Source organism: Streptococcus cristatus, assembly GCF_003943465.1.
GTDB lineage: Bacteria > Bacillota > Bacilli > Lactobacillales > Streptococcaceae > Streptococcus > Streptococcus cristatus_C.
Genome location: NZ_RJPR01000002.1, coordinates 316207 through 342187 on the forward strand (window position 1 = coordinate 316207; position 25981 = coordinate 342187).

At 41.4% G+C, this 25981-nt stretch carries 22 protein-coding genes and 1 pseudogene; 8 read left to right on the plus strand and 15 right to left on the minus strand.

Translation table 11 applies throughout. The features are described from left to right. Positions 1-220: 220 nt before the first annotated feature. Complete coding sequence (gene ppc, locus D8793_RS04065; protein WP_125370644.1) at positions 221-3067, minus strand: phosphoenolpyruvate carboxylase; 2847 nt, start codon at positions 3065-3067, stop codon at positions 221-223. 47 nt (positions 3068-3114) lie between these two features. Continuing rightward, positions 3115-4329 carry a cell division peptidoglycan polymerase FtsW gene (gene ftsW, locus D8793_RS04070; protein WP_125370645.1) on the minus strand — a complete coding sequence of 405 codons (1215 nt, stop codon included), beginning with the start codon at positions 4327-4329 and terminating at the stop codon, positions 3115-3117. A gap of 227 nt (positions 4330-4556) precedes the next feature. On the opposite strand from ftsW, the gene D8793_RS04075 reads away from it, so the two are divergent. The 5 genes from D8793_RS04075 (at position 4557) to lysS (ending at position 9110) form a co-directional block, all read left to right on the plus strand. Then, positions 4557-5402 carry a glycoside hydrolase family 25 protein gene (locus D8793_RS04075; RefSeq protein WP_125370646.1) on the plus strand — a complete coding sequence of 282 codons (846 nt, stop codon included), beginning with the start codon at positions 4557-4559 and terminating at the stop codon, positions 5400-5402. A gap of 131 nt (positions 5403-5533) precedes the next feature. Further along, positions 5534-6376, plus strand: coding sequence for a DUF368 domain-containing protein (locus tag D8793_RS04080; protein ID WP_125370647.1), 843 nt, complete (start codon positions 5534-5536; stop codon positions 6374-6376). Then, positions 6376-6852: an aminoacyl-tRNA deacylase gene (locus tag D8793_RS04085; protein ID WP_005590691.1), complete on the plus strand. Its 477-nt coding sequence runs from the start codon at positions 6376-6378 to the stop codon at positions 6850-6852. The genes D8793_RS04080 and D8793_RS04085 overlap by 1 nt, the downstream gene beginning before the upstream one ends. A gap of 33 nt (positions 6853-6885) precedes the next feature. After that, positions 6886-7527: a histidine phosphatase family protein gene (locus tag D8793_RS04090; RefSeq protein ID WP_125370648.1), complete on the plus strand. Its 642-nt coding sequence runs from the start codon at positions 6886-6888 to the stop codon at positions 7525-7527. A 92-nt stretch (positions 7528-7619) separates the two neighbouring features. Beyond that, the gene (gene lysS / locus D8793_RS04095) at positions 7620-9110 is read left to right on the plus strand and encodes a lysine--tRNA ligase (protein ID WP_125370649.1); all 1491 of its coding nucleotides are present in this window, start codon (positions 7620-7622) and stop codon (positions 9108-9110) included. 99 nt (positions 9111-9209) lie between these two features. Here the strand turns inward: lysS and D8793_RS04100 are convergent, their stop codons facing one another. From D8793_RS04100 to D8793_RS04110, 3 genes are read right to left on the minus strand one after another with little or no spacing between them, the layout of a single operon-like run. Continuing rightward, positions 9210-10466, minus strand: coding sequence for an ABC transporter permease (locus D8793_RS04100; RefSeq protein ID WP_125370650.1), 1257 nt, complete (start codon positions 10464-10466; stop codon positions 9210-9212). Beyond that, positions 10466-11164, minus strand: a complete 699-nt coding sequence (locus D8793_RS04105; RefSeq protein WP_061909609.1) for an ABC transporter ATP-binding protein — start codon at positions 11162-11164, stop codon at positions 10466-10468. Before D8793_RS04105 ends, D8793_RS04100 begins: the two co-directional genes overlap by 1 nt. Then, complete coding sequence (locus tag D8793_RS04110) at positions 11148-12299, minus strand: efflux RND transporter periplasmic adaptor subunit (protein WP_125370651.1); 1152 nt, start codon at positions 12297-12299, stop codon at positions 11148-11150. The genes D8793_RS04105 and D8793_RS04110 overlap by 17 nt, the downstream gene beginning before the upstream one ends. A gap of 213 nt (positions 12300-12512) precedes the next feature. On the opposite strand from D8793_RS04110, the gene gorA reads away from it, so the two are divergent. Both gorA and D8793_RS04120 read left to right on the plus strand, forming a co-directional pair. After that, entirely contained in the window at positions 12513-13862 is a 1350-nt protein-coding gene (gorA, locus tag D8793_RS04115) for a glutathione-disulfide reductase (protein WP_125370652.1), read from the plus strand. A gap of 644 nt (positions 13863-14506) precedes the next feature. Further along, positions 14507-15052 (plus strand): biotin transporter BioY, encoded by a 546-nt coding sequence (locus D8793_RS04120; RefSeq protein WP_125370653.1) that lies wholly within the window; start codon positions 14507-14509, stop codon positions 15050-15052. Between the two features lie 21 nt (positions 15053-15073). Here the strand turns inward: D8793_RS04120 and D8793_RS04125 are convergent, their stop codons facing one another. Further along, a complete protein-coding gene (locus D8793_RS04125; protein WP_005590703.1) occupies positions 15074-15289 on the minus strand; it encodes a YdbC family protein in 216 nt (71 codons plus the stop codon). A gap of 89 nt (positions 15290-15378) precedes the next feature. Between D8793_RS04125 and D8793_RS04130 the strand changes: the two genes are divergently transcribed. After that, positions 15379-15735 (plus strand): hypothetical protein, encoded by a 357-nt coding sequence (locus D8793_RS04130; RefSeq protein ID WP_125370654.1) that lies wholly within the window; start codon positions 15379-15381, stop codon positions 15733-15735. 145 nt (positions 15736-15880) lie between these two features. Here D8793_RS04130 and D8793_RS04135 read toward each other — a convergent pair whose 3' ends face one another. The 9 genes and pseudogenes from D8793_RS04135 to secG form a co-directional block, all read right to left on the minus strand. Then, positions 15881-17167: a peptidase U32 family protein gene (locus tag D8793_RS04135; protein ID WP_125370655.1), complete on the minus strand. Its 1287-nt coding sequence runs from the start codon at positions 17165-17167 to the stop codon at positions 15881-15883. 210 nt (positions 17168-17377) lie between these two features. Then, positions 17378-19084: a C69 family dipeptidase gene (locus tag D8793_RS04140; RefSeq protein WP_125370656.1), complete on the minus strand. Its 1707-nt coding sequence runs from the start codon at positions 19082-19084 to the stop codon at positions 17378-17380. A 324-nt stretch (positions 19085-19408) separates the two neighbouring features. Next, positions 19409-20272, minus strand: coding sequence for an SAM-dependent methyltransferase TehB (gene tehB, locus D8793_RS04145; RefSeq protein ID WP_125370657.1), 864 nt, complete (start codon positions 20270-20272; stop codon positions 19409-19411). Positions 20273-20477: 205 nt separating this feature from the next. Beyond that, positions 20478-20555, minus strand: a pseudogene (locus tag D8793_RS04150) (SsrA-binding protein); the annotation flags it as partial. A gap of 43 nt (positions 20556-20598) precedes the next feature. Next, entirely contained in the window at positions 20599-21561 is a 963-nt protein-coding gene (locus D8793_RS04155) for a hypothetical protein (RefSeq protein WP_125386871.1), read from the minus strand. 228 nt (positions 21562-21789) lie between these two features. After that, positions 21790-22716 (minus strand): hypothetical protein, encoded by a 927-nt coding sequence (locus D8793_RS04165; RefSeq protein WP_125370658.1) that lies wholly within the window; start codon positions 22714-22716, stop codon positions 21790-21792. A gap of 156 nt (positions 22717-22872) precedes the next feature. Then, entirely contained in the window at positions 22873-23340 is a 468-nt protein-coding gene (smpB, locus tag D8793_RS04170) for an SsrA-binding protein SmpB (protein ID WP_002894882.1), read from the minus strand. Beyond that, positions 23303-25651 carry a ribonuclease R gene (rnr, locus tag D8793_RS04175; protein WP_125370659.1) on the minus strand — a complete coding sequence of 783 codons (2349 nt, stop codon included), beginning with the start codon at positions 25649-25651 and terminating at the stop codon, positions 23303-23305. Before rnr ends, smpB begins: the two co-directional genes overlap by 38 nt. Positions 25652-25734: 83 nt before the next feature. Continuing rightward, positions 25735-25968 (minus strand): preprotein translocase subunit SecG, encoded by a 234-nt coding sequence (secG, locus tag D8793_RS04180; protein ID WP_005590722.1) that lies wholly within the window; start codon positions 25966-25968, stop codon positions 25735-25737. Positions 25969-25981: the final 13 nt, after the last annotated feature.

Sequence of the window (25981 nt, forward strand, 5' to 3'; positions counted from 1 at the left end):
TTCTTTTGTTGAAAATATCGTTTTCATTTTTCTACACTTATCATTGTATCACTAATTGTAAACACTTTCAAGTATTTTAGCGCACAGATATGAAAACTTTTTCATTTTTTATTTACACGAATCGCAGGAAATAGGTTATGGACTCAAAATGGTTTAAACTCAATAAAAAATCGGCTCAGAAGCCGATTTTCTATTAAGTTCTTTTAAAGCTCCTTGTGCATCAACCAGAATTTCGTAGCCCTGTCGCAATTCCATTGATGGTAATGTGGATCAAACGTTCTTGTTCTGGTGAAAGTTCTCCTCGGCGCTGACGCTTGATCAGCTCAAGCTGGATATAATTCAAAACATTGAAATAAGGCATCCGATAGTTCAAACTATCCTTGAGATAGGCATTTTCTGCTAAGAGCTCGTCATGGCCTTCAATCGCTAAGATAACATCCTTCGTTAGCTGCCATTCGTCTAGGATTGTATTGAAAATATCGCGTACATTTTGGTCTTCACAAAGTTGCGCATATTCAAAGGCAATATTCATATTGGATTTGGATAGCACCATATCGACATTTGATAGGAGGGACTGGAAGAATGGCCATCTCTGATACATAAATTGAAGGAAGGCAAGATTCTTTTCAGGATCTTCATCGATAAACTCTTTGAAGCTAGAGCCAACACCATACCAACCAGGGAACATAACCCGACTTTGAGACCATGAGAAGACCCAAGGAATGGCTCTCAGACCGCCAATTTCAGTGATCGTTTTACGGGCCGCTGGACGAGAACCGATATTAAAGCTAGAAATAGCCTTAATAGGACTAGACTCAAAGAAATAGTCGTAGAAACGTTCGTCGCCAAAGACTAGATCGCGATAGATTTGGTAGCTTCGATCGACCACTCGATCCATCACTCTCTCGTATTCATTGGTCGTATTACTATCACTCTTCTTATAGCTTATCATGCGGTTAATAGCCGCAGATACGAGCATTTCCAGATTATAGTAAGCAGCGTCCTTATTACCATATTTATTGCCGATAACCTCACCCTGCTCTGTCAGGCGGATACGATCATTGATACTTCGCAATGGTTGTGAAGTGATTGCCTCATAAGTTGGGCCACCGCCACGACCGACAGTTCCTCCACGACCATGGAAGAAGGTAATCTTGACGCCAAACTTATCACCGATAGCTGTCAGTTGTTGTTGAGCCTTGTAAAGTGTCCAACATGATGATAAATAGCCACCGTCCTTGTTACTGTCTGAGTAGCCCAGCATGATTTCTTGGTAGTTGTTTTTAGAAGCGATCCATTTTTGAGCAATTGGCAGAGATAGATATTTCTCCATAGTATCGCAGGAGTTATCCAAGTCCTCAATCGTTTCAAACAGAGGAACAATCTGCACACGCGCACCTTCTTCATCGATCAAGCCGACTTCCTTGAGCATAATTGCCAACTCTAGCAGATCTGATACGCTAGTCGAATGAGAAATAATATTTTGCTTGATAACATCTTCGCCAATCGCATCCTTAAGCTGACGAGCCGTCTTGAAAATCTCCAATTCTTTTTGTAGAAGTTCAGATTTAGGTGCATGAGTGGCTGACAGGATCCGTGGATCCTCCAGAAGCTGCTTGAGGAGAACTTGGCATTTTTCTTCCTCTGACAAGCTGCTGTAATCTTTTACGATATTAGCAGAAGCCAAGAGCTCCGCCACACAAGCCTCATGGACACTGGAATCCTGACGCATGTCAATGCTGGCCAAGAAGAAACCAAAAATGTCAACTGCTTGTAGCAATTCAGTAAGTTCTCCGGTCACCAGAGCTTGTCCATTGTGCTCCAGCAAAGAATCACGAATAACTAGAAGATCTTCCTTAAACTCTTGCGCATCTTTGTAAGATGGAAGTTGTTCTTTTCGTAATTCATCTAAACTACCACTAAGTTTAGACTGGATATAATTTGGAATGATTTCTCTACCATTATGGCTGACCGAGGTAGCAGCATTTGCATGCAGGACTGCTTCAGCTTTATCAGCCAAACAATGCCCTTCACCGGAGAAATTACCTTCTTTCAGATAAAGTAAGGTCTGAATCAACTTGGACTGAATGTAATGAAAAGCACGGCGATAAGGCTCATTTTCCCGATAAACAGACTTGTCGCTTGACAAAGCTGCCATCTTGGCTACAGCTTCACTTGTTTTTGAAAGATTAGTAGATAGGGAGAAGTTACGATAGAGCGTATAAACCTTGTCAATGTAGTAATTCAGAATAACTTCGCTCTGTACCGTCGCAGACAATTTCAGAGTTTCAGCGGTTACAAATGGATTTCCATCACGGTCACCACCAATCCACATTCCCATGGTGATTGGTTTAGGATTTTCCAAATGGATTCCTTTTTCTTCTGCTAAGCGTTTATACTCTAGCATCAGGTTCGTGATTGCTTGAAGAAAAGAACTGTTATAGTATTCCATAACGTTAGTAATTTCATTGGTAACCTTAAGTTTCTTTTCCCGAATCATGTCGGTCTGCATCATCAGCTCGATATAGCGACGGAGATTGGCTAACCATTTCTTTTCGTTCACCAGACCAGCTTTAACATCACGATGCTGGCGCAACAGTGTGTGAATATGATTGGTCAAATCCAACATGGTCTTGCGCTGAACCTGAGTCGGATGAGCAGTCAAAACAGGAACAACATTTAGATTTTCCAAAATTTCCTGCGCATTTTCACGTGTTGAAACCAAATCAATTGTCGTAGAAAGCTTACCAAGGTAGTCTTGATCGATATTATTTTGATGATTGATCTCATAAGCCAAGTCAACATCTTCAGAAATATTGATGAGCAGAGGTAAAATAGCAAAATAGCGTGAGATATAGACCATATCATCCGTGGATAATTCTTCTACTACTGCTTTCAGCTCTTGGTATTTAGATTGAACTGCTAGTTCTTCAATCATGGAGATTTTAGCAAAAGTGTCAGGACTGAGAATATCCCGGGTAATATCTACCAACAAGTCCGTTAAAATAGAAACTTCTTCTCGAATCATTTCTTTATTGCTATAATTTTCTAATTTTGTAAATGACATTATTTACACCTTTCTATTGTTGAAGAGCTAACATACAAGAAGATCTTTTAGGATTGACTTACTTCTAGTTCCTGATACATGGCGTTTCGTCGCTCATTAGCATCAATATTTAAAACAAAGGCAATGGCAACTGATAGAACCAATAAACTATTTCCCCCCTGAGATAAGAATGGGAAGGTTACACCGGTTGAAGGAATCAAGCCCGAAATACCACCAATATTGACAAAGGTTTGCATCAGAATCATACCGCCAATTCCCAAAGCCATCATAGAATTAAATGGATCCTTGGCTCTTGTACCTACGAGAATAATTCGTAAAATCAAGAAAAAGAGCAGGGCTAAAATTAAAGTAGCTCCAAAGAATCCGACTTCCTCAATAACAATCGAGAAAACAAAGTCTGTATGAGCCTCTGGTAGATAACCTCGTTTTTCAATGGAGTTTCCTAAACCTAAGCCAAACCAACCACCATTACTCATGGCATAGTAAGAATTGGCCAACTGGTGACCTGAGCCAGACAAATCGTCGAAAGGGTTGAAAAAAGCACTAAAACGCTTTGCAACATATCCAAAAACAGGAACTTGCTCAACACGCTTGACACCTATCAACCAAATACTCGCTAAAACTGCTGCCGACCCTCCTACAACAGCACCAAGCATGGTCGAGAACCATCTGTAAGCAATTCCGCTGGTGGAAATTACAATCAAAACTGTTAAGAGCAAAATGGTCGCATTTCCTAAGTCGGGCATGATAACCACAAGACCAATCAAGAAAGTAACAATAACCCGCCAATCCGTAACGGCACGCGGAATCAACTGATTAAAGGTGATTGCTTGATAATCATATACTTCTATTTGCTCTTGTTTCTTAGAAAACTGTAGGGCCAAATACCAGACCAAAATAATCTTCAGGTATTCTGCCGGCTGAGCAGTAACTGGGCCGATTTTGAGCCAACCGTGTGCCCCATTGATCGTTCCTGTGATAAAGCGTGAGAGTAAAAGCAGAATAATTTCAGCTATGATAACAAACGTAATCACTCCTGGCCTCTTCAGAAAATCCAGCTTCATTCGGTAAATAATCCCAATCATCACCAAGCTGAAGAGCCAAAAACCTGCTTGAGTGGCGACCATTCGAAAACTATTGAGCCCATTTTGAATGAGGATGGGGCTCGTCGTGGAATAAACGACAATCAAGCCAATGCCAGATAACAGCATGTACGGAATCAAAATTGAGTAATTCAATAAATGCTTTTTGTCAATTTTCATATTTCACCATTTAATTTCTAAAATTCAACCTTCATTATACCACCTTTTGACTCGAAAAAAAAGCATTAGGATAGCTTCAAAAGATTTTTGCTTATTTATCGCCTCAAAAATTCTATTATTTCAAATTGTTTTATCTTCTATTGCAATCAGATTACATTTTCGTATTTCGCTGGGAATATGGATAAATACTTTGCTTTTCTATTTATTTTACGTTACAATGAAACAGTATGAGAAAAAGGATTAAACCGCTTGCACTCTTGCTATTTTTTGCTTGCTTTATTCTATACATTGTCATAAGCAAACACCATCTTGATGTGCAAATTAAACAAGCCCAAACAAAAAAAACTCAAGTCAGTCAGGTGACAACCAAGAAAAAAAAGGAGGAAACTCCTTCAGACGAACCTGAGGAAGAATTGCTTAATAAGCCTATCGTTGACCTTTCTGGTTGGCAATTGCCCAGCGAAATAGACTATGATACCTTATCAACAAATATTTCTGGTGCTATCATTCGCGTGCATAGTGGAGCTCAAGCAAAAAAAGAAAATGTTGCCACTCATTTAAATGGACTTGACAAATCATTTGCTACCCATATTCAAGAGTTTCAAAAACGGGGGATTCCTGTGGCTGTGTATGCTTATATAGCAGCAGGCAATATCAAAGAAATGGAAAAAGAAGCTGAAAGCTTCTACAAGGCATCTTCGAAATATAAACCTACCTTTTACTGGCTTGATGTTGAAGAAAAGACTATGGGCGACATGAACGCAGGAATTGAGGCTTTTCGTGCCAAGCTTGAAAGTCTTGGAGCTCAAAATATTGGTATCTACATCGGTACCTATTTCATGGAAGAGCACAGTATCTCAACTGAGAAATTTACTGCCGTTTGGATTCCAACTTATGGCTATAATGACGGCTACTATAACGCTGCTCCAAATACTGAACAGCCCTATGACCTACATCAATACACCTCAGAAGGTAAATTGGAAGGTTTCCCACATAACTTAGACCTCAATCAGCTCTCTCCCGTACAGGATAAAAAAGAGACTTACAAGAAATTATTTTCAACACCAAAATAAAAAGGATGCAAGATATTGTTAGGAAATCTTGTATCTTTTTTCTCTGTACAAGATATTTTTCTTGCTTTTTTCAGAAAAGTGTGTAGCTTTATGGTACAATAGTCTAATGAAAAAACTTGTAGGGAGATATTATGATTTCATGGATTGCTAGAGTTTTAAAAGGGATGATTATCGCGCTTGGCTTCATTCTGCCTGGTGTGTCTGGCGGTGTATTAGCCGCGATTTTGGGGATTTATGAGCGAATGATTCGCTTTTTAGCCCATATCAAAGAAAATTTTGTCGAGAATGTTCTCTACTTCACTCCTGTAGCTATTGGGATGGTTTTAGGGATCGCAGCCTTCTCCTATCCGGTCAATCTCTTGCTGGATAATTACAAGGTTATCGTTCTCTGGGGCTTTGCTGGAGCAATCATCGGTACCATTCCCAGCCTGATCAAAGAATCCGTCAAGGAATCCGACAGAGATCGAGCTGATACTGTTACCTTCTGGCTTAGTTTTATTTTGTCGGGCGTCTTCCTCTATTCACTAAATGGAATGGTGGGAACACTGCCAGCTAACTTCTTATCCTTTGTTTTAGCAGGTGCTCTTATCGCCTTAGGAATCCTGATCCCAGGACTTAGTCCTTCAAATCTGCTATTGATTCTAGGGCTCTATACTCCCATGCTGACAGGATTTAAACGTCTGGATTTATTTGGCACCTTCCTGCCAATCGGCATCGGTGGCGCTCTGGCTCTGATTCTCTTTTCAAAAGCCATGGATTACATTTTAAAACATTATCATTCCCGCGTTTACCATTTTATCATTGGCATTGTATTGTCCAGCACCTTGCTCATTGTCCTCCCTCAAAGCGGCAACAATGAGAGCATTAGTTATGCAGGCGTATCCATTTTCACACTCGTTCTTGCCGCCTTTTTCTTTGGACTAGGCATCTGGCTAGGAATTTGGATGTCCCAACTAGAAGAGAAATATAAATAATGGCTAAAAAGACAAAACTCAAAAAAACATTGGTCGAGCAAATTTTAAACAAGGCAAAAATCGAACACCAAGGTTTGCAGATTAATGCTTTAGATGATAGCCTGACAGAGGAATTTGACCGCTCGCAAATTTATAAAACACTGGCTTTAAACGGAGATAAAACAGGAACAGTCATTGGCATCCTGCCTATCACCGAACATCTGTCGGAAAAGAAATTAGCAAAAATTTCAGGCAATAAAAAAGTCAGCATGATTCCGCAGAAAGATTTAGAAAAAACGACTGGTTACATCCATGGCGCTAATAATCCTGTCGGCATTCGCCAAAAACACTCCTTCCCCATTTTCATCGACCAAACAGCTCTGAGTCGCGAAAGTATTATTGTTTCTGCTGGTGAAGTCGGCCGTAGCATCCAGATCAAGGCTCAGGATTTGGCTGACTTTGTTCAAGCACAGTTTGCGGACTTGAAAGAGGACTAAGTTTTTAGCTTCAAAAGGAAAAAGGATCTTGATATGAAATTGTATTTTATCCGACATGGAAAAACCGAATGGAATCTAGAAATGCGTTTCCAAGGAGCCAGCGGAGATTCTCCACTGCTGGCGACATCCATTGACGAGCTCAAGCGTTTGGGCAAGCATTTATCAGAAGTTCAATTCGATAAAATCTACTCTAGCGATTTGCCTCGCGCTTACCATTCTGCAGAAATTATCCAAAGTGAAAATCAGTATCAAACCGACATTGTTTCGACTCCTGAACTAAGAGAGTGGGCTCTTGGAAAACTAGAAGGAGCCAAAATTGCTACTGTAGAAGCCACTTATCCTCAGCAGATGTGGGCTTTTCGCCACGATCTATCCCAGTTTGATCACCAACTATTTGATGCAGAATCCGTCGCTCAAACCACCAATCGGACAATTGCCTTCGTGAAGTCTCTCAAAGGGAAAGGTTATCAAAATGTCTTGATTGTCGGACATGGGGCCAACCTAACTGCCAGCATTCGTCGCCTGCTCGGTTACGAAACATCTTTGCTCCGTAAGGACGGAGGCTTGGCCAATGCTAGCGTCACCATTTTGGAAACAGACGACTTTGACTCTTTCAAGTTACTTGCTTGGAACAACTTAGATTACATGCGAACAGATGAAACTGCGAATCTTTAAACATCGCAGTTTTTCTATTTTTATCGATAATTATTGCTGAATTTCCTTTTATTTTGTGATAGAATAGAAGGGAAAGCCTTAGGAGGAAGAAAATGACTACTGAACATATTGAAGAACTAAATGACCAGCAGATTATTCGCCGTGAAAAAATGGCCGCGCTGGCTGAGCAAGGAATTGATCCTTTCGGAAAACGTTTTGAACGTACTGCAAATTCTGCTCAACTTAAAGAAAAATACAACGACAAATCCAAAGAAGAATTACATGAATTGAACGAAACAGCAACTATTGCTGGTCGTTTGATGACCAAACGTGGAAAAGGGAAAGTCGGCTTCGCCCACATCCAAGACCGTGAAGGCCAAATCCAGATTTACGTTCGTAAGGACGAAGTTGGTGAAGAAAACTATGAGATTTTCAAAAAAGCTGACTTGGGTGACTTCTTGGGAATTGAAGGTGATGTGATGCGCACAGATATGGGAGAACTCTCTATCAAAGCAACGCATATTACTCACCTTTCAAAAGCTTTGCGTCCCCTTCCAGAGAAATTCCACGGTTTGACTGACGTAGAAACTATCTACCGTAAACGTTATTTGGACTTGATTTCCAACCGTGAAAGCTTTGAGCGCTTTGTCACTCGTTCAAAAATTATCTCAGAAATTCGTCGCTATCTTGATGGTCAAGGCTTCCTTGAAGTTGAAACACCTGTTCTCCACAACGAAGCAGGCGGTGCTGCTGCTCGTCCATTCATTACTCACCACAATGCTCAAAACATTGACATGGTACTGCGGATTGCAACTGAGCTTCACTTGAAACGTCTCATCGTCGGTGGTATGGAACGCGTTTATGAAATTGGCCGTATTTTCCGTAACGAAGGTATGGACGCCACTCACAACCCTGAGTTCACATCCATCGAAGTTTACCAAGCCTATGCGGACTTCCAAGATATCATGGACTTGACAGAAGGCATTATCCAACATGCTGCCATTTCTGTAAAAGGAGATGGACCAGTCAACTACCAAGGTACTGAGATCAAGATCAACGAGCCATTTAAACGTGTTCATATGGTAGATGCCATCAAGGAAATCACTGGCGTAGACTTCTGGCAAGATATGAGCTTTGAAGAAGCTGCTGCCTTGGCTAAGGAAAAGAAAGTGCCGCTTGAAAAGCACTTCACTGAAGTAGGCCATGTCATCAATGCTTTCTTTGAAGAATTTGTTGAAGAGACCTTGATTCAGCCAACCTTTGTCTACGGTCATCCCGTTGCTGTGTCACCTCTGGCTAAGAAAAACCCAGAAGACCCACGCTTCACAGACCGCTTTGAGCTCTTCATCATGACCAAAGAATATGCTAATGCCTTCACTGAGTTGAACGATCCAATCGATCAATTATCTCGTTTTGAAGCACAGGCAAAAGCTAAAGAACTTGGCGATGACGAAGCAACTGGCATCGACTATGATTACGTTGAAGCCTTGGAATACGGTATGCCACCAACTGGAGGCCTCGGAATCGGTATCGACCGGCTCGTAATGTTGCTCACAGATGTGACTACGATTCGTGATGTATTGCTCTTCCCAACAATGAAGTAATCTCAAACTTACAAAATTTTAAAAAAAACAAATCCCGCTGGAATTCCATCGGGATTTTTCACATGACAAAAAGTCTGGTCTCCCAGACTTTTGCTAACATTATTCATATCTCAGCGCTTCAATCGGATCTAGTTTAGAGGCTTTATTAGCTGGCAAGATACCAAAGACAATACCAACCATGGCTGAGAAGACAAGGCTTCCAACTGCTGCAGTGACAGAGACAACTGGTGGGCCTCCAAATACGTTTTCAGGCACGACTGCAGCTAGCAGAGCATTGATCCCGTAGGCAAGGCTAAGCCCAAGCAGGCCACCGATAAGGGTCAAAACCATGGATTCAATCAAGAACTGTGTGAGAATATTTCCACGCGTTGCTCCAAGAGCTTTTCGTAAACCAATTTCCCGTGTCCGCTCTGTAACGGATACCAACATAATATTCATCACACCGATACCACCAACAAAGAGGGAAATTCCTGCAATAGCTCCGATAACACCGGTCATAGTTCCTGTGATTTGATTGTACTGCTCCAGCAAGGTATCCATATTTAGGATTTGATATTCTCCTTGACGAGCTCCTGAAAGAGCTGTCAATTCTTTGGCCGCTTCTACACCAACTTCGTTGATACGATCCACTTCTGGCACATAGATATAGACAGTTGAGATTTCATCTGTATGAAATTCAGATGCCACCTGTGTATTCGCCATCAAGGCGCTACCCGAGCTCATACTCATGCTCTGACCAGCATTGGGATCCTTATAGATACCAACAACCCGATAGTTACTATCACCGACTGAAACTATTTTATTCAGGGCTTCCGCACTACTTCCAAACAGGCTGGTTGCCACTGTTTCATCAATCATCATCACATTAGAAAAACTTTGATAGTCACTAGGCAAGAGAGTTCGTCCAGCTAAAATCTCATATTTTCTAATTTTAAAGAATGTAGCATTCACGCCCGTAATGTTGACCTTATCAGACTTCTTGTTCTGATAAGAAAAGTCAGCTGTTGAACCATTGGTCACATAATAGCCCTTGACGCCGTCAATTTTTAATAGTTCCTTGACCCAAGACTCTTGGACAACAGGTGGTTCCTCTAGTATCTCACTATCTGCATCTTGACCTCCATTGACCTCCATCAAATTAACTCCCATCGTATAATTATTTTTAGTGGGAGAATAAAGCAAGCTCACATACTTCTGTTCTTTTGTGATGCTCTTGGTAACTCCCTGTTGCATTCCATTTCCCAGTGCCAAGATGACGACAACAGACGCAACCCCGATGATAATCCCAATCATGGTCAGAAAAGCCCTCATCTTATGCCCAAGAATGGAACTAATGGCAAATTTAAAATTTTGCATTAATCACGTTCCTCCTTCTCAGCGCTATCTGAAGAGATAAGTCCATCACGAATGACAATCTGGCGCTTAGCATAGGCAGCAATTTCAGGTTCGTGAGTAACCATGATAATTGTTTTTCCTTCAGCGTTCAACTCCGTCAAGAGTTCCATAATTTGCTCGCCAGTTTTGGTATCGAGGGCTCCTGTCGGCTCGTCGGCAAGAATAATCGAAGGATTGTTTACCAAGGCACGCGCAATGGCAACACGTTGCTTCTGTCCCCCAGACAACTCTGACGGCAAGTGAGTCATACGAGTACCCAAATCTACTTTTTCTAAATACTGCTTAGCTAGATTTTTTCGACTTCCTTGTGACACCCCCGCATAAATCAACGGGAGTTCTACATTTTGAAGGGCATTTAATTTAGATAAGAGGAAAAATTGCTGAAAAACGAAGCCGATTTGATTATTTCGAACCTTGGCTAACTTCTTATCACCCAAGTTTGCAACATCTTCATTTTCTAAAAAATACTCGCCAGTAGACGGGCGATCCAACATCCCGATAATATTCATCAGGGTGGACTTCCCGGAACCAGACGGCCCCATGATAGCCACAAACTCGCCCTCTTCAACTGTCAAATTGATATTTTTTAAGACTTTAAGTTCTTGATCACCATTCCGATAGGTTTTATTAATATTTCGTAGATCAATGAGTTTTTTCATCCGCTTTCACCTCTTGACCATCTTTCAAGCTATCTGTTGGATTGGTGATAACTTTACTGTCTTTTGTCAAACCAGATGAGATTTCTTGATTTTCAGCATCAGCATTCCCTAAGGTTACTTCCACTTTCTTTGCTTTACCTTTTTCGACAGTCCAAACGTAGTTCTTGTCTCCGTCTGAAATGATACTGCTTGCTGGTACAAGAATCCCTTTTGTATTGTTTTTCACTTCAACGCTGACAGAGAAACCTTGCTTCAAATCACCAATTTCACTTGTAATATCGACTGTAAATGGATATTTTGCAGAGGAAGCCGCGCCACCTGTATTGGTTGATGAAGCTTGCTGCCCATCCTTAGGATAGTTGGAAATATAGCTAATTTTACCTGTCCATTTTTTGTCAGGATATACTTTAGAAGTAATGCTTACTTCTTGTCCAACTGACAAATTAGCCAGATTGTACTCAGAGAGTTCTCCCTTGATTTGAAGACTGCCGTTGCTGACAATGTGCACCAAGGTTTGGTTAGTTCCTGTTGTGGATTTGGATACATCGCGATTTACTTCTACTACTGTTCCCTCAACAGTGCTTGTAACAGTCGCTGCATTCAACAAAGCTTGCGCCTTGTTCATATTGTCCACAGCGTCTGAACGTGCATCACGCAAATCAGCCAGTTGAGAATCGACGGTACGTTGAGCAGAAGCAAGGGACTTACTATCCGTCTCTTCATCGCCAGTTTTTTCTACTGTCGCCCCATTAGTCTGTAAGTCATTAATCTGACGGTCAGCCTTATTGACAGCACGAACTGCTGCATCATAATTTGCTTGAGCTTCTGCACTCTTATATTGAACAAGTGCTTGTCCTACAGCTACTTGGTCGCCAACATTGACTAGGACGGACTCCAAGTCGCCCTTGGTAGCATCATAATAAACATATTGCTCTGAGTTAGCCGTTACGGTCCCCGTCAACAGGACAGATGAGGCTATGCTACCTTCTTTTGCCTGCTGCACAATTGGTGCAACTTCCTTAGGTTCTGTTGTAGAACTAAGATTGCTCAGGACTATTGCAGAAATTGCTCCCAATACAACTACAACAGCAACTCCGATAATACTAAATAGCTGCCATTTTTTCAGCTTTTTCATCTTTTTTCCTCCTCTTGATGAAAACCATTTTTCTTTTATACTACATTATATCATAAGCCTAACATATTGTGATAGGAAAAGGGATAAAATCCCTAAAAGGCCATTTTTCCTCTATAAACGCTGTAAAATCTCTAGATCATAGCAGATTTTTGCATTCATTTTCTAAAAAAGGTACAATTACTTCATATTGATTAAAGGAGCTTCTATCTAACTATGAAAGAATTCGATATTATTGCAATTGGCGGTGGTAGCGGGGGTATTGCTACCATGAATCGCGCTGGTGAGCATGGCGCTAAAGCAGCTGTCATTGAAGAAAAGAAATTAGGGGGAACCTGTGTCAATGTCGGTTGTGTCCCTAAAAAAATCATGTGGTACGGTGCTCAGATTGCCGAGGCTATCCAACACTACGGACCAGACTATGGCTTTACTTCAGAAAATCAGCGCTTTGACTTTGCTACCTTACGAAAGAATCGGGAAGCCTACATTGACCGCGCTCGCTCATCCTATGATGGCAGCTTCAAACGCAACGGCGTTGAACTGATCGAAGGTCGCGCTCATTTCGTTGACAAGCATACAGTCGAAGTCAATGGAGAATTGATTCGCGCCAAACACATCGTAATTGCAACAGGTGCTCATGCAGCCATTCCTCAGATTCCCGGTGCCGAATACGGCGAGACTTCTGATGATGTCTTTGCTTGGGAAGAGCTTCCCAAGTCTGTTGCTGTCGTCGGAGCAGGCTATATCGCAGTGGAGCTTGCTGGTGTCCTCCATACTCTAGGTGTCAAGACGGATCTCTTTGTCCGCCGCGACCGTCCTCTCCGCAATTTCGATAGCTATCTGATTGACGAATTGGTATCTGAAATGGAAAAATCTGGTCCTAGTCTTCATGCTCACAAGATACCCGAACGAGTGGAAAAACTTCCTGATGGTCAGCTACAACTCTACTTCCAAGACGGTAGTAGCCATATTGCTGAGCGGATCATCTGGGCCATTGGCCGCAAGCCAAATGTCCAAGGTCTCAATCTTGATGCTGCAGGGGTTACCCTAAATGACCGAGGCTTCATCGCTGTGGATGAATACCAAAATACTGTCGTACCTGGCATCTATGCCTTGGGCGATGTGACGGGCGAAAAAGAGCTGACACCAGTAGCAATTAAGGCTGGACGCACCCTGTCTGAACGCCTCTTTAACGGCAAGACAGATGCCAAGATGGATTACTCCACTATTCCGACTGTCGTCTTCTCCCACCCCGCTATTGGCACAGTAGGGCTGACGGAGGAAGAAGCTATTCGAGATTATGGTGCTGAGCAAATTCATGTCTACACCTCTAGCTTCACATCCATGTACTCAGCTGTCACCCAGCACCGCCAACAGGCTCGCTTCAAGCTTATCACTGCGGGTCACGATGAAAAGGTTGTCGGCCTCCATGGCATTGGCTATGGCGTAGATGAGATGATTCAAGGCTTCGCTGTTGCTATTAAGATGGGAGCTACCAAAGCTGATTTCGACGCCACCGTAGCCATCCACCCAACTGGCTCCGAAGAATTTGTCACCATGCGCTAAAAGTTTCTTCTTTCGTCTTTCTAAAGCTCATTATTATCATAAAATAAAGAATAATGGGCAACCATAACTTATCCTTTCATTTTCGATTTTTATCTTACATTTTTGTAAGAAAGAAGTCTTATACCATTTGAATAGACCTAGTCACACTATCTGGATTTATTCTTTGACTTCTTACTTTATTTTAAAGCATAAGATTCAATTATCATTCAAGAAATTCTAAATTATTTCTAAAATTGAGGAAGATTTATTTAAAGGATCTTCCTCTTTTTTATTTAGTTGGCTCACTTCTTCTGGACAAGCTTCTAAATTGTAATTTTTGAAGATAGTCTTATTTTCTTGAAATATTTATAACTTCCCAACCATCTTTTACCCTTTCTGCTATTCAAGAAACCGTATTTTTGATATGATAGTAAGAAATACTAAGAGAAAGGGGATTGGAAATGAGCAAAACTAAAAAATTACTAGCAGCTCTAGGAATCATTTTCTTTAATATTTTTGGCTTAATCGCCTTTATCTTCCTCCTCATTCGGAGTCGCAAAAAGCGAAAATAAACAAACAACTGTCTAGTCTGATATGAAAAGACTTGACTTTTTTTTATTTTGATTTAAAATAGTTACCATAATTTTAAAAAGAGGTTTACTNTTATGAACAAAAACAAAGCTTTTCTTCTTGCCCTCCCAGCTATCGGCGCTGCTTTTCTGGCTGTACTCTCCCAGCTTAGTTTCTCTATTGGGACCATTCCCATTACGCTACAGACCTTTGCCGTGGGTTTGATTGCAACCATTTTTAAAACCCGCGAAGCTGTCTTGTCTGTTCTGCTTTATCTGCTGCTAGGAGCTATTGGTCTGCCGGTATTTGCTGGAGGAAGCGGTGGATTTCAGGCTCTATTTGGGCCAAGTGCGGGCTATCTTTGGGCCTATCTGCTCTTTGCATCGGTCACTTCTAGTTTGACAAATAAGGATAGCAAGTTTTACACGATCTTTTTGGCTAATCTGCTCGGAGATGCATTGGTTTTTGTCGGTGGCGTAATCGGACTTCATTTTCTGGCTAATATGGAATTTTCTAAAGCCATTGCCGTTGGAGTCACACCTTTCATTCTTCCTGATCTTTTAAAAATTGTCGCAATCACTCTCATCAGCATTCCTATTTTTAAGAGTCTGAAATTCCATCCCTATTTTTCAGATAAATAGAAAAAACGGATAGAGTTTTCTCTATCCGTTTTTAAATGCATCCAAAAGAACTTGAAATTCTTCATTAGAAAGGGTGATTCCCTTGCCCATCTTGCTGTGGTCTGGACTCCAAGTTCGAATATCGTACTTGGCTGGCGCACCGTTAAAACTTACGCGGTTGAGTTCTTTGGTCCAGCCTTTTTCATTTTCCGATAAAACGAGCAATTTTTCCTCGATTTCAAATTTAAAATCTGCCATACTTTACCTCTTTTCTACTTTCTAACTCATTATTCGTAAAAGATTTTACTTTTTTTATTAATTTATTATATAATATATTGTAACAAGTTATGGAGATTTTAGCTATGAAAAAATATCTCGAAATGATTTTACAAAAGACTAATGAGTTTATCAACTACAAAAAGACAGATAAGGAAGAGGACGACAAGAGTCACATCCTGCAGACCATTGACTTGGCTCTACGGAAAAATTCTGGTGTCCATGTTATTTTTCTGGATAAGAATTTTACTGGCGATATTGTCAAATATGACCGTGACCGCCAACAGTTGATTGTCAAGAATTTCAAAAAAAGTATGACAACCATCATCCGTGTGCCTGATATCCAGCGTATCAGTCTGGTCCCTAATAATATCCGTGAAGCTCAAAAGAAAGATATTCGGCCCGAAAGTCGCAAATCCAAAAAATAACTCTTCAAATCAAAAGCGATTTGAAGAGTTTTATTTTTTAAAAGCAATAGCAGAATTTTTAGAACAAGGACTTCCGTTATCAATTCGTATCCACCAGTAGGCAAGGCCTACTTGATGAGCACATTGCTCCAGCTTTCGCGCCTGATTAAGCCCGAACAGTCACACTAGTGCCATCTTCTTTATACAAATTGATTAAACCTTCCTTGCGGGCACGGACCATGTCACCAGGTTGGACTGGTTGCGGAACTGTAATCGTCAGTAATTCCATTGGGTTTGGCGCACGGTCAATCTTATTCCCTTTTTCATCATGGAGGTCAGTAATATAGGTTTCAAAATGGCGGAAACCAGGTCCATAGAATTCCACCTGATCGCCTTCATGGATAACATTCCGTTGGCGAATGGTCGCAGTTTGTGTAGCCTCATCATAAGCAACTACTTCTGCTACAAATTTGTATTCTGGAATCTTACGACGAGCTCCGAAAAGCTGCTCATTCTCAGTTGGCGTATGATAGTAGAAACCAGTTGCCAGCTCACGTTGGGCTACTTTCCACATTTCATCTACTAGATCTTGCTTAATAGCTTCAAACTTTTCTGGGCTTTCCAAATAGGCGTCCACAGCTGCTTTGTAGCAATTGGTCACCGTAGAAACGTAGTGAATAGACTTCATCCGACCTTCGATTTTCAAGCTATCGACACCATTTTCAATCATATCAGGAATCCGGTCAATCATGGACATATCAACAGCTGACATAGAAAATTCTTCTGGAATTTCCCCCTTCAAACTCTTGCGTTCTTGTCCGAAAGGCATGTCATACAAATCGTATTTCCAACGACAAGATTGCGAGCAACCGCCACGATTTGCGTCGCGCATGCTCATATGATTGGAAAGGGTACAACGGCCAGAGTAAGAAATACACATCGCTCCATGAACGAAGGCTTCGATTTCTACATCGGTACGCTTGCGAATCTCAGCTAGCTCGGCCATGGAAACCTCACGTGCCAAAACAACCCGGGTCAAACCAAGATTTTTCCAAAACTCTAGCGTTTCATAGTTGGTAGCACTAGCCTGAGTTGACAAGTGAATCTCCAAACCAGGTGCTTCAGAAGCTGCAATCGCAATCAAGGCTGGGTCAGAAACAATAACGGCCGCAATCCCGATGTCTCGCAAACGACGGAACCATTCTCCAGCACCTGCTTCATTTCCTTCGTGCATGACCATATTGGCCGCTACATAGACCTTGGCATCATGCTCAGCCGCAAATTGGACACCTTCTTCCATTTGCTCAAAAGTGAAGTTTCCCGCACGGCTGCGCAAACCATAGGCTTGGCCACCAATAAAAACAGCATCTGCCCCATAGCGAACAGCTACTTTTAACTTTTCTAACGTACCAGCTGGTGAAAGCACCTCTGGACGTTTTAATTTTTTTGTCATCTTTTCTCCTATTTGCAATATAAAAGTATTGATGTTTAACCCTATCTATTTTATAGCAATTTACCGCTAAAAGCAAGATGAAGCCTAGTTTTTTGACAATTCTAATCTTCTATCCTCATCCCCTTACTAAGTATTCTAGGATATAGGTTTATTGTCTTAGAAAGAGGAAAAAAGCCAGAAGTCTTAAACTTCTAGCTTTTCTTTCAAAATTTATTCTTCCTCCTTCTTCTTATTAAATTGTTTGTATCCGAAGAAGCCAGCAATTAGCACAACCAATACGCCGATGACAATCCAAGTAGTTTGACTTGAGCTATCTTTCTTCGTATCGCTAGCTTTATCCGCTGATTTTCCTTTTTCTGCTTCTGCTAGGAGGTTCGCTTTGTTATAGCCTGTATAGACAAGATCTGCATCTTTACCTTTTTCCTTCTTAATCTTTTCTTCCATCTCTGCTTCGACTGCTTTGATTTCCTTAAAGATTTTTTCTGAGCGTTCTAAGGCTTCCTTCGTCACTTCTGGTCCAGCGGCTTTGGCTTGTTCATCTGTGTAGTTTGCATATTTGGCGTCGCGTTCGGTTTGTTCTTTATCCCATTCAGCTTCTTTTGCTTTCCATTTTTCTTGGATACTGTTACCAAAGATTTCTGGATATTTCATAACCATTTGGTCAATATGCCAAACAGTCCAATACCAAGATTTTCCGTCATATTTAGTAGAACGGTTCTTGAAAGCTTCGTAAGTATCTTCTACATTACCATAGAATGGTACATATGGTGTGTTGCGACTTTGTGCCAGACCCAGCCACATAACACCACCAAAGGCATTTGGTAGGTTTGGTTTGATTTGATAAACGTGGGCGTCGATTACGTTTTCGTTACCTAGCGCATATTTGTAAACATTGCCATCGATCTTCTTACCGACTTCAACTAAGTCATCTGCTTTATATTCTGGCAAGTGTTCAAAACGATTTCTTTGTTCAGCGATCACATCATGAACTGTGTATTTCTTATTTGGATCAGTTGGTTCGCGCAAGAGATCAAAAGCTTCATCGTCATAATTTACTTTTGCTTGTGGATCCATCCACTTGATACCTGCGTAGGTCCGAGAACGGTTACGTTCCATATATTTATCAGGTCCATAAGATTTAGCAATCATAAAGTTGCCATCTTTGTCGGTCTTATAGTTGTCTGCTTTTTTAGCTACTTCTTCCACATCTTTAGAAGCAATGACATTTTCCTTATCGTTCAAGTCAACGTGACCAAGATAGTAAGTGTTCGCAAAGACAGCATACTTATTCGTTGGGAACTTGATAGCTACGTATTGGTGACCAGACAGGATTTCCATGTACCACAGCTCATTCTTATCTGCTGCAACGATGATATTTCCTTCTGCTGACCCTTTTTCATCTAGAACTTTCGCAACTGTCTCAATAACTTCACGTGCTGTTTTTGCACGAGGCAAAGCCAGGTCAACTAATGATGCTTCTGGAAGACCATCTTTTACAAGTGGGTCTTCTTTTAACACTTTGTCATTTGGTGTTGCTGAAACGGTCGCTGTCATAGCTACACCAAGTTCATTAAAGCCATGCGCAGCGAAGTTTCCGTTACTTCCGTTGTCACGATCAGAGTCGTAGACAGCTGTGTATTTCATTTCATTCGCCAAATGCGGATAGGTAAAGCCATTTGACTCATCTTCTATCTTATCGCCATCTTTATAGGTCTTAGCTGGCACAACTACATAGTTTTGATTGTGCCGACCACCGTCAGGGGCGTATGGATAGTCCTCTGTCCGACCAAATAGAGTAGAGCCATCTGCTGTCAGGTCTTTACCGACAATAAAAGCAGAACACGCTTGTGCCACATGAACAGGCAAAAGAGCAACTAACATTGCAAGGAACATTAGTCTGAGCAGTATTTTCTTCATAGTCTATCTCCTTTTGACTATCTGCGGGGCTGGAATCAACTCCCAGTCTAAACAACATAAACCGTAATACCTTAACATTCCTATTTTAGTATACTCTCTTTCTAATTTTTTTGCAAGCGTTTACATAAAATTGTGTATATTTTTTATCTAATCTATATTTCCTCTACTTTTTTCTCAAATCAGAGCTGATAAACAAAAAAATAGCCCCATCTTATTTAGAGGAAAGGCTATTATTTTTTGTCTTATCAGAAAACATCCTGCTATAAAATCTTTATAAGCAATTCACTAGAGATTGTATCAGAGGCGACCTGAGCTTTAAAGGATTTATCTCACTTTTTTAGCTAACATCGTCGCAAAGCGGAGCTGAATTCGATTGCCGTTTTCATCACGGCGATGGAGGTGGCCAGGATTTTCATTGTACTTGACCAGCTCCCAGTCTTTATAATACTCGGCAAGCTCCCCTTCCTTAAAAGTAAAAGGAAAGGGAACAGAGCAAGGGAAATCCTCTGTATCTATAGCACAGACGATGAGATTGTAGCCACCAAGCGCTGTATGCTCTTGCATATTGCGGATAATATCTGGAATCCGCTCCGCCTGCAAGAACATCAGAACAACGGTAGAGACGATCAAATCATAAGTCTGGGTCAAACTAGCTGAGTTGATATCGTAAGTCCCCACTGGCAGATCCAAATCTTCCTGCTCGACAATGCTCCGTAGGATCTCCAAGGCTAGCTCATTCTGATCTACGGCTGTTACTTCAAAGCCCTGCTTAGCTAGAAAGAGAGCATTGCGACCTTGACCACAGCCTAGATCTAAGGCCCGTCCTGGTCGGACCGTCTGCATGGCTTCCAAAACCTCTGAGTGCACTGGATTGCTGCCGTATTTCTTGGGGAAGTAATCCTCAGGCCGACAGTAAAACTCCAAATACCACTCCAAATCATCTGTCAAAGCTTCAACCCGATGCCAAGCTTGGGGCTGGGCAAAAGGATTGTCCTGACCAGCTTCAAAGATGTGCTCAGCCAGCTCCTCACCTTCCTCTGACATTTCAACAAACTTAAGGCATCCCTTGAGAACAGTGATTTTGCCCCAAGTTCCCTCTTTGGTATTGTGCTTGTTCTTGACCAGTTCGGGCATGGTCTCAGCCGTCCACACTGGCATACGTTTATAAGCTAGCAATTTTTCTGTCATAAAAAATCCTTTCTCTGAAAGCCAAATTTCAAAATTTTAACTGTCTTTATCATACTCGAAAAAGCCAGACTTGACAAGCGCTAGGGTATTCAAGGTGTCACTAACAAAAAAGCAAGAAATGATTCAGTAGTCAATTCTTGCTCATATCATACATTAAGTTTTATTTTATAAAGTATATCTCTGCATCTTATACAATAAAGATCTTTCATCTTGTATTGAAGTTCTTCATCTGTCTTGCGATGTCGCGGTTTTGCTCGCGGCGTTTGATGGACTCGCGCTTGTCGCAAGAGTTATTTGTCAGTAGTTTTATCGTTTTCCTGTAGACTCTAGTTTTCTTTTTGTGGATGGTTTTCGATCCATTGCTTGAAATCACTAAAAGATCGAATCTGTGTTTTCTCTCCAGTTGTTTCATCTGTGGCATAAAGTTCCATTACATCCTGACCTTCGGGCGCAAACCAATGAATTAAATCATTAAACCATTCTTCTTCATTATACTGATTAGGACGGAAATAAATTTTATTGCCTTCTTTTATATTTGTCCCAATTTCTGGATAAAGTTTTGCAAAATTAGTACCTGAAAGTTCTAAATTACCTTTATCATAAGAAGCTACTAAGTAACCTGGTCCATATCCTAAGTGATAATTTGATGTTGAAGAACTAATCTGACTCTCTATACCTCCTTTTTTCCAATTGGTAGNCATAGGCGAAGAAGCCTCCACAGGAAAAATTGTGATATCCTCTTTACTTAAAAATTCATTGAACTCATTTTCTGACATCTTCTTTTCGATTTTTCCCGTATCCAACGACAGAATTACGTATATAGTTTTTTCTATCTTACCGCCTTCGTTCGAATACATGCTAAAAGATAAATACTCTTTTCCATCCTTTGAGAACTGCTCCTGAATCTGCTTGAGCCTATATGTATTCTCTCGTCCTAACAAACTATAGATATCGACTTCTTTGCTAGTTATTTTGGTGGAATCGTGTAAATCATAAATCTTGATTTTGAAATATTCCTCTTTATTTACTTTAGATGAACTTACACTGTCATATTCATCCAAACTGTTGTATTTAAAATCCGTTATATAATTTTGACTATAGCGAAAAGAATCATTTTCTTTACTGCCAACCAAAACATATTTATCTTTATTAAATAGCTGTATTCCTTCAACACAATATTCACTCTTAGCATATTCTTTCTTCTTCCCACCTAGAAAAAAAGTCAGTGAAGCCACGGAAGTCAGAATCAAACAGAATATAAATATGAATAGCTTTTTATTGAGTTTCATTTGCTTACCACCACTTTTTAATTCATCTAGCCATTTATTTTGATAGTCCTCGGAGTCAATCCACTTTTTCATCAATCATTCACCAAAAGTGGTCATCCTCAAACCTCATCCTTTCCATTATAGCATAAATCAAAAGTCAGAATTGAATACTAAAAAAGACCGGTCGCCCAGTCTTTTAATGTCATTAGTCATCTTCCCCTGTGGCTACTATTCACTTCTTTGCCCAGCTCAATCATTTTGATGAGACTCTTTCCACTTTAAAAAATCTTCATAAGAATTAATAGGTGTTACTTCACTAGTTTCCTTATCAGTTATAGAAAGAGAAAGCTTATCTTGCCCTACTGGAGCAAACCAGTGCATTAGTGTATCATACCATTCCTCTGGGCTAATATTGCCTCGACGAGTGTAAATCTTTCCTTCACCAGAATTCATTTTTTTTACAATCTCAGGGTATCGTTTCGAGATATTTATATCATCAGGTATTTTACTTCCTTTGACTGAACCAGGACCTATACCTTGAAAGCCCGAAGCAAGATTGTATGAGTCAGTAAGGTGATCCCACAAGCCAGAAGTGATGGATACTTCATCGAATTGTAATTTAGATTCAACAAATTCTTTTGAATAATCAATTATCTCCTCAGTATCCACATTAAAGAGGATTTCTTTAATTCTCGGTGAGCTGTTTTCTTTTATTAGCCTAATGTAAATATAATCCTGCCCTTGAATGTTTAGAATATCGCCAGATAAGTCAACCCCTAACGAAGGATCATAATGTCGAACAATTTCAAAAATATCCAGTCTTTTCTTAAACTTCTTCGTCTTTAGATCATAGACATTAATAAAGTAATACTCTCCTTCATTCTGATGACTATCAGCTCGATTTTCCTCACTATAATCGAACTGCCAATCATCCAAATAAAAATTATTTTGTCCAACTTTTAATGCATTAAATCCCTGTTTCGGGGTCTTACTTGTCACATACACAAGCTTTTCATCTTCTATTTGCTCAAAACTAAGATCGTCAAGATCTAGCGTATATTCTCCCCTGAAACGCTCCTCTTCTATTGGCGATTGGTGATGAAGGAACAGAGCTCCAAGTAAAGCCGTAAGAAGAATAATGAAAAAGATACTTTTTTTCGATTTTATAACTTTCATTCCTTAACCTCAAGTATTTTACTGAAGAATTCATTGCATATTTATATATTCTATCTGTCTGTAAGATAGCTTCCGAATTACATTCCTCATCCTTTCCATTATAGCATAAATCAAAAATTAGAGTTGAATGCTAAAAAAGACCAGTCGCCCAGTCTTTCATCTTGTATTAAAGTTCTTCATCTGTCTTGCAATGTCGCGGTTTTGCTCGCGGCGTTTGATGGATTCGCGCTTGTCATAGTCGTGCTTCCCTTTGGCTAAGCCCAGGAGCAGCTTGGCATAACCGTCCTTGAGATAGACCTTGAGCGGCACCAGCGTCATTCCGGTTCCCTTGGTCTCCTGCTCCAGCTTTTGGATCTGCTTCTTATGCAGCAGCAGCTTTCTGCGGCGCTCAGGCTCTTGGTTCCAAATATTGCCCTCTTCATAAGGAGCGATATGGACATTGCTGAGCCAGGCCTCACCGTTCTTGATCTGGGCAAAGCCGTCTTTGAGATTGATACGGGCAGCACGGACACTCTTGATTTCCGTCCCGGTCAGCACCATGCCGGCCTCGATGGTGTCTACGATGGTGTAGTCGTGTCTGGCCTTTTTATTTTGCGCGACGACCTTTCCTTCTCCCTTTGCCATGCTTGGCTCCTTTCTTGACTAGTTCCTTGTAAAATGCCTTCTGGCTCTTGCCTTTCTTGGACTTCTTATCTTTCTTATCTCTGTGGCCTTTTTCTTTGGAAGAATGGCTGCGCTTGTCATCCTCACGGCGTCTCTTCCTGCCAGACTTGCCTCTGCTACTCTTGCTAGTCTTTTCTACCAGGTCAAATTCACTAGGCAGGTATTCAAAGTCAATCTCGCCCGTAGCCTTATCCGCTCGAACCAGCTTGATGCGAATCTGCTGACCGACTTTAAAGACCACGCCAGACTTTTCTCCTTGCAGGGTCATCGTCCGCTCATTGTAGCTGTAAAACTCTGGCAGGTTAGTGACATGAATCAAGCCTTCGACCGTATTGGGCAGTTCGACGAAGAGACCAAACTTAACCACGCTTGAAACCACGCCGTCAAACTCTTCCCCAACAAATTCTTCCATGTACTCAGCCTTCTTCATGGCTTCGACTTCACGCTCGGCCTCGATAGCCCGACGCTCTCGGCTGGAAGACTGACTGGCAATCTCTGGAATTACCTGCTCAAAATGCTCTGCTATTTCTTTAGACTTGCCATAATCCCGCACCATCCGGTGAACCAGAAGGTCCGGATAGCGGCGAATCGGACTGGTGAAATGCGTATAAAACTCCGCTGCCAGACCATAATGTCCGTGATTGTGCTCAGAGTAGCGAGCCTGCTGCATGGAGCGCAGAAGCATCATGGACAGGACATCCTCATAAGGCTGGTCTTTGACCGCCTCCATAATATCCTGCAGAGCCTGCTGACTCATAGAGCTAGCCGTCCCGTATATCCGAATCCCAAAGCTAGAGGCGTAGTCGATAAACTTCTGCACCTTCTCCGCTTTTGGTTCCTCGTGAATCCGATAGATGAAGGGCAGATTTAGCTTAGCAAAATGCTCAGCCACCGTCTCATTAGCCACTAGCATAAAGGATTCAATCATGCGCTCGGCAATTCCCCGCTGACGCAGGACAATATCCACTGGCCGGCCTTCCTTGTTGACGATGATTTTAGCTTCATTGGTGTCAAAGTTAAGCGCACCGCGTTTAAAGCGCATGCTTTCCAGAATCTCATGCAGACGAACCATACTGTCAATACTAGGCACAATGGCCTTGAACTGCGCAGCCTTTTCCTGATCTCCTGCGATGATGTCGTTGACATCGCTGTAGGTCATGCGGAAGGTCGTTTTAATGACAGACTGGGTGATGGTATGCTTGACCACGCGCCCCTTGGCATCAATCTCCATGATAGCTGACTGGGTCAGCCGGTCCACATTGGGATTGAGAGAGCAGATACCGTTGGACAGGCGCTCCGGCAGCATAGGCACCACGCGGTCTGTCACATAGACTGAAGTCGCCCGATTGAGGGCTTCCTTGTCCAGCTCAGAGCCTTCTTTGACATAGTAGGATACATCTGCGATGTGGACGCCCAGCTCAAAATTACCATTTTTCAAGCGCTTGATATGGACCGCATCGTCCAAGTCCTTGGCATCCGCTCCATCAATGGTAAAGGTAATCTCTTCGCGTAGGTCCAAACGGCCTTCCAAATCACTCTCTGAAGGTGCATCCGGAACGCGTTCAGCCTCTTCCAAGACCTTTTCTGGAAACTCGGAGACAATATCCATGGACTCCAGCACTTCCAGTACATCAATACCTGGATCATTAACATGACCAACTACATCAAGGAGGCTAGCCACAAAGAAATCATGTTTCTTGGTTGGGTATTTGTCAATAGCGACCTTGAGTACCTCTGTGCCATCTAAAACCATGGCTGGTTTTTTAACATAAATAGGCTGGCGGATTTTCTGATTTTTCGAGCGGATATAGCCGGCATACTTGGGCTTTTCCTCATCCAACACCAACTGGCCAACAGCTGATGTCAGGCTATGCTCCAAAATATCAATAATCTTAGCTTCAGCTGACGTTCCCTTGATACGATCTGCCACCTTGGTAATGACTACTTCCACCGTATCGCCATCAATGGCATGATTGACATCATTACGGCTGATAAAAAGATCATCCTCTTCTTCATTCAAGGTGACAAAGCCAAAGCCATTTTTGTGGGCATGAAAAACACCCTTGAGCGTCAGACGCTCCTGCTTTTTCTTCTCATAAAGCTCAATCCGCCCCTCATCATCAAAGCGAATCTGATGCTTTCTTTCCATTTGGGAGATCATCTTGACCAAGGCACTAAAGTCCTTGGAAGACTCTTTCCCCAAAGCAGCCGCCAGCTCATTCACGCTAGCCTGCTGCTTTTTTTTAAAATATTCTATAATTTCTTCTTTCATACTTTCTTTCTATACTATGAGGGACTCTTGTTATTGCCCCTTTTAAACTTTAAAAAAAGGCCAAGACAAAGTCAGAGCCCATTTTATTTACTAGATAATACTGCCAATATCAAGGCAATCAGCAACCAGACAAAGATCAAAAATCCTGTCAGACGCTGCATCACAGCTTCAAATCCCCGTGCTTTTGACCGCTCAAAAAGGTCGTTGGCACTCGAATCAAACACGTTACTAGATTGGTTTTTAGTTGGTTGCATGAAAATAGCAATGACAATAAAACCTGATAAAATGACTAAAATCGTTAATAATAGGCTATACATAAATAAAACTCCT

Bases quoted from the DNA above. Each gene is read 5' to 3' on its own strand.
- D8793_RS04135 (WP_125370655.1), bottom strand. From the start codon at position 17,167: ATGACAAAAAAATTAAAACGTCCAGAGGTGCTTTCACCAGCTGGTACG.
- D8793_RS04125 (WP_005590703.1), bottom strand. From the start codon at position 15,289: ATGGCAGATTTTAAATTTGAAATCGAGGAAAAATTGCTCGTTTTATCG.
- ppc (WP_125370644.1), bottom strand. From the start codon at position 3,067: ATGTCATTTACAAAATTAGAAAATTATAGCAATAAAGAAATGATTCGA.
- D8793_RS04075 (WP_125370646.1), top strand. From the start codon at position 4,557: ATGAGAAAAAGGATTAAACCGCTTGCACTCTTGCTATTTTTTGCTTGC.
- D8793_RS04105 (WP_061909609.1), bottom strand. From the start codon at position 11,164: ATGAAAAAACTCATTGATCTACGAAATATTAATAAAACCTATCGGAAT.
- smpB (WP_002894882.1), bottom strand. From the start codon at position 23,340: ATGGCAAAGGGAGAAGGAAAGGTCGTCGCGCAAAATAAAAAGGCCAGA.
- D8793_RS04100 (WP_125370650.1), bottom strand. From the start codon at position 10,466: ATGCAAAATTTTAAATTTGCCATTAGTTCCATTCTTGGGCATAAGATG.
- gorA (WP_125370652.1), top strand. From the start codon at position 12,513: ATGAAAGAATTCGATATTATTGCAATTGGCGGTGGTAGCGGGGGTATT.
- D8793_RS04120 (WP_125370653.1), top strand. From the start codon at position 14,507: ATGAACAAAAACAAAGCTTTTCTTCTTGCCCTCCCAGCTATCGGCGCT.
- D8793_RS04080 (WP_125370647.1), top strand. From the start codon at position 5,534: ATGATTTCATGGATTGCTAGAGTTTTAAAAGGGATGATTATCGCGCTT.
- secG (WP_005590722.1), bottom strand. From the start codon at position 25,968: ATGTATAGCCTATTATTAACGATTTTAGTCATTTTATCAGGTTTTATT.
- D8793_RS04110 (WP_125370651.1), bottom strand. From the start codon at position 12,299: ATGAAAAAGCTGAAAAAATGGCAGCTATTTAGTATTATCGGAGTTGCT.
- ftsW (WP_125370645.1), bottom strand. From the start codon at position 4,329: ATGAAAATTGACAAAAAGCATTTATTGAATTACTCAATTTTGATTCCG.
- D8793_RS04090 (WP_125370648.1), top strand. From the start codon at position 6,886: ATGAAATTGTATTTTATCCGACATGGAAAAACCGAATGGAATCTAGAA.
- D8793_RS04140 (WP_125370656.1), bottom strand. From the start codon at position 19,084: ATGAAGAAAATACTGCTCAGACTAATGTTCCTTGCAATGTTAGTTGCT.
- lysS (WP_125370649.1), top strand. From the start codon at position 7,620: ATGACTACTGAACATATTGAAGAACTAAATGACCAGCAGATTATTCGC.
- D8793_RS04085 (WP_005590691.1), top strand. From the start codon at position 6,376: ATGGCTAAAAAGACAAAACTCAAAAAAACATTGGTCGAGCAAATTTTA.
- tehB (WP_125370657.1), bottom strand. From the start codon at position 20,272: ATGACAGAAAAATTGCTAGCTTATAAACGTATGCCAGTGTGGACGGCT.
- D8793_RS04130 (WP_125370654.1), top strand. From the start codon at position 15,379: ATGGAGATTTTAGCTATGAAAAAATATCTCGAAATGATTTTACAAAAG.
- rnr (WP_125370659.1), bottom strand. From the start codon at position 25,651: ATGAAAGAAGAAATTATAGAATATTTTAAAAAAAAGCAGCAGGCTAGC.
- D8793_RS04165 (WP_125370658.1), bottom strand. From the start codon at position 22,716: ATGAAAGTTATAAAATCGAAAAAAAGTATCTTTTTCATTATTCTTCTT.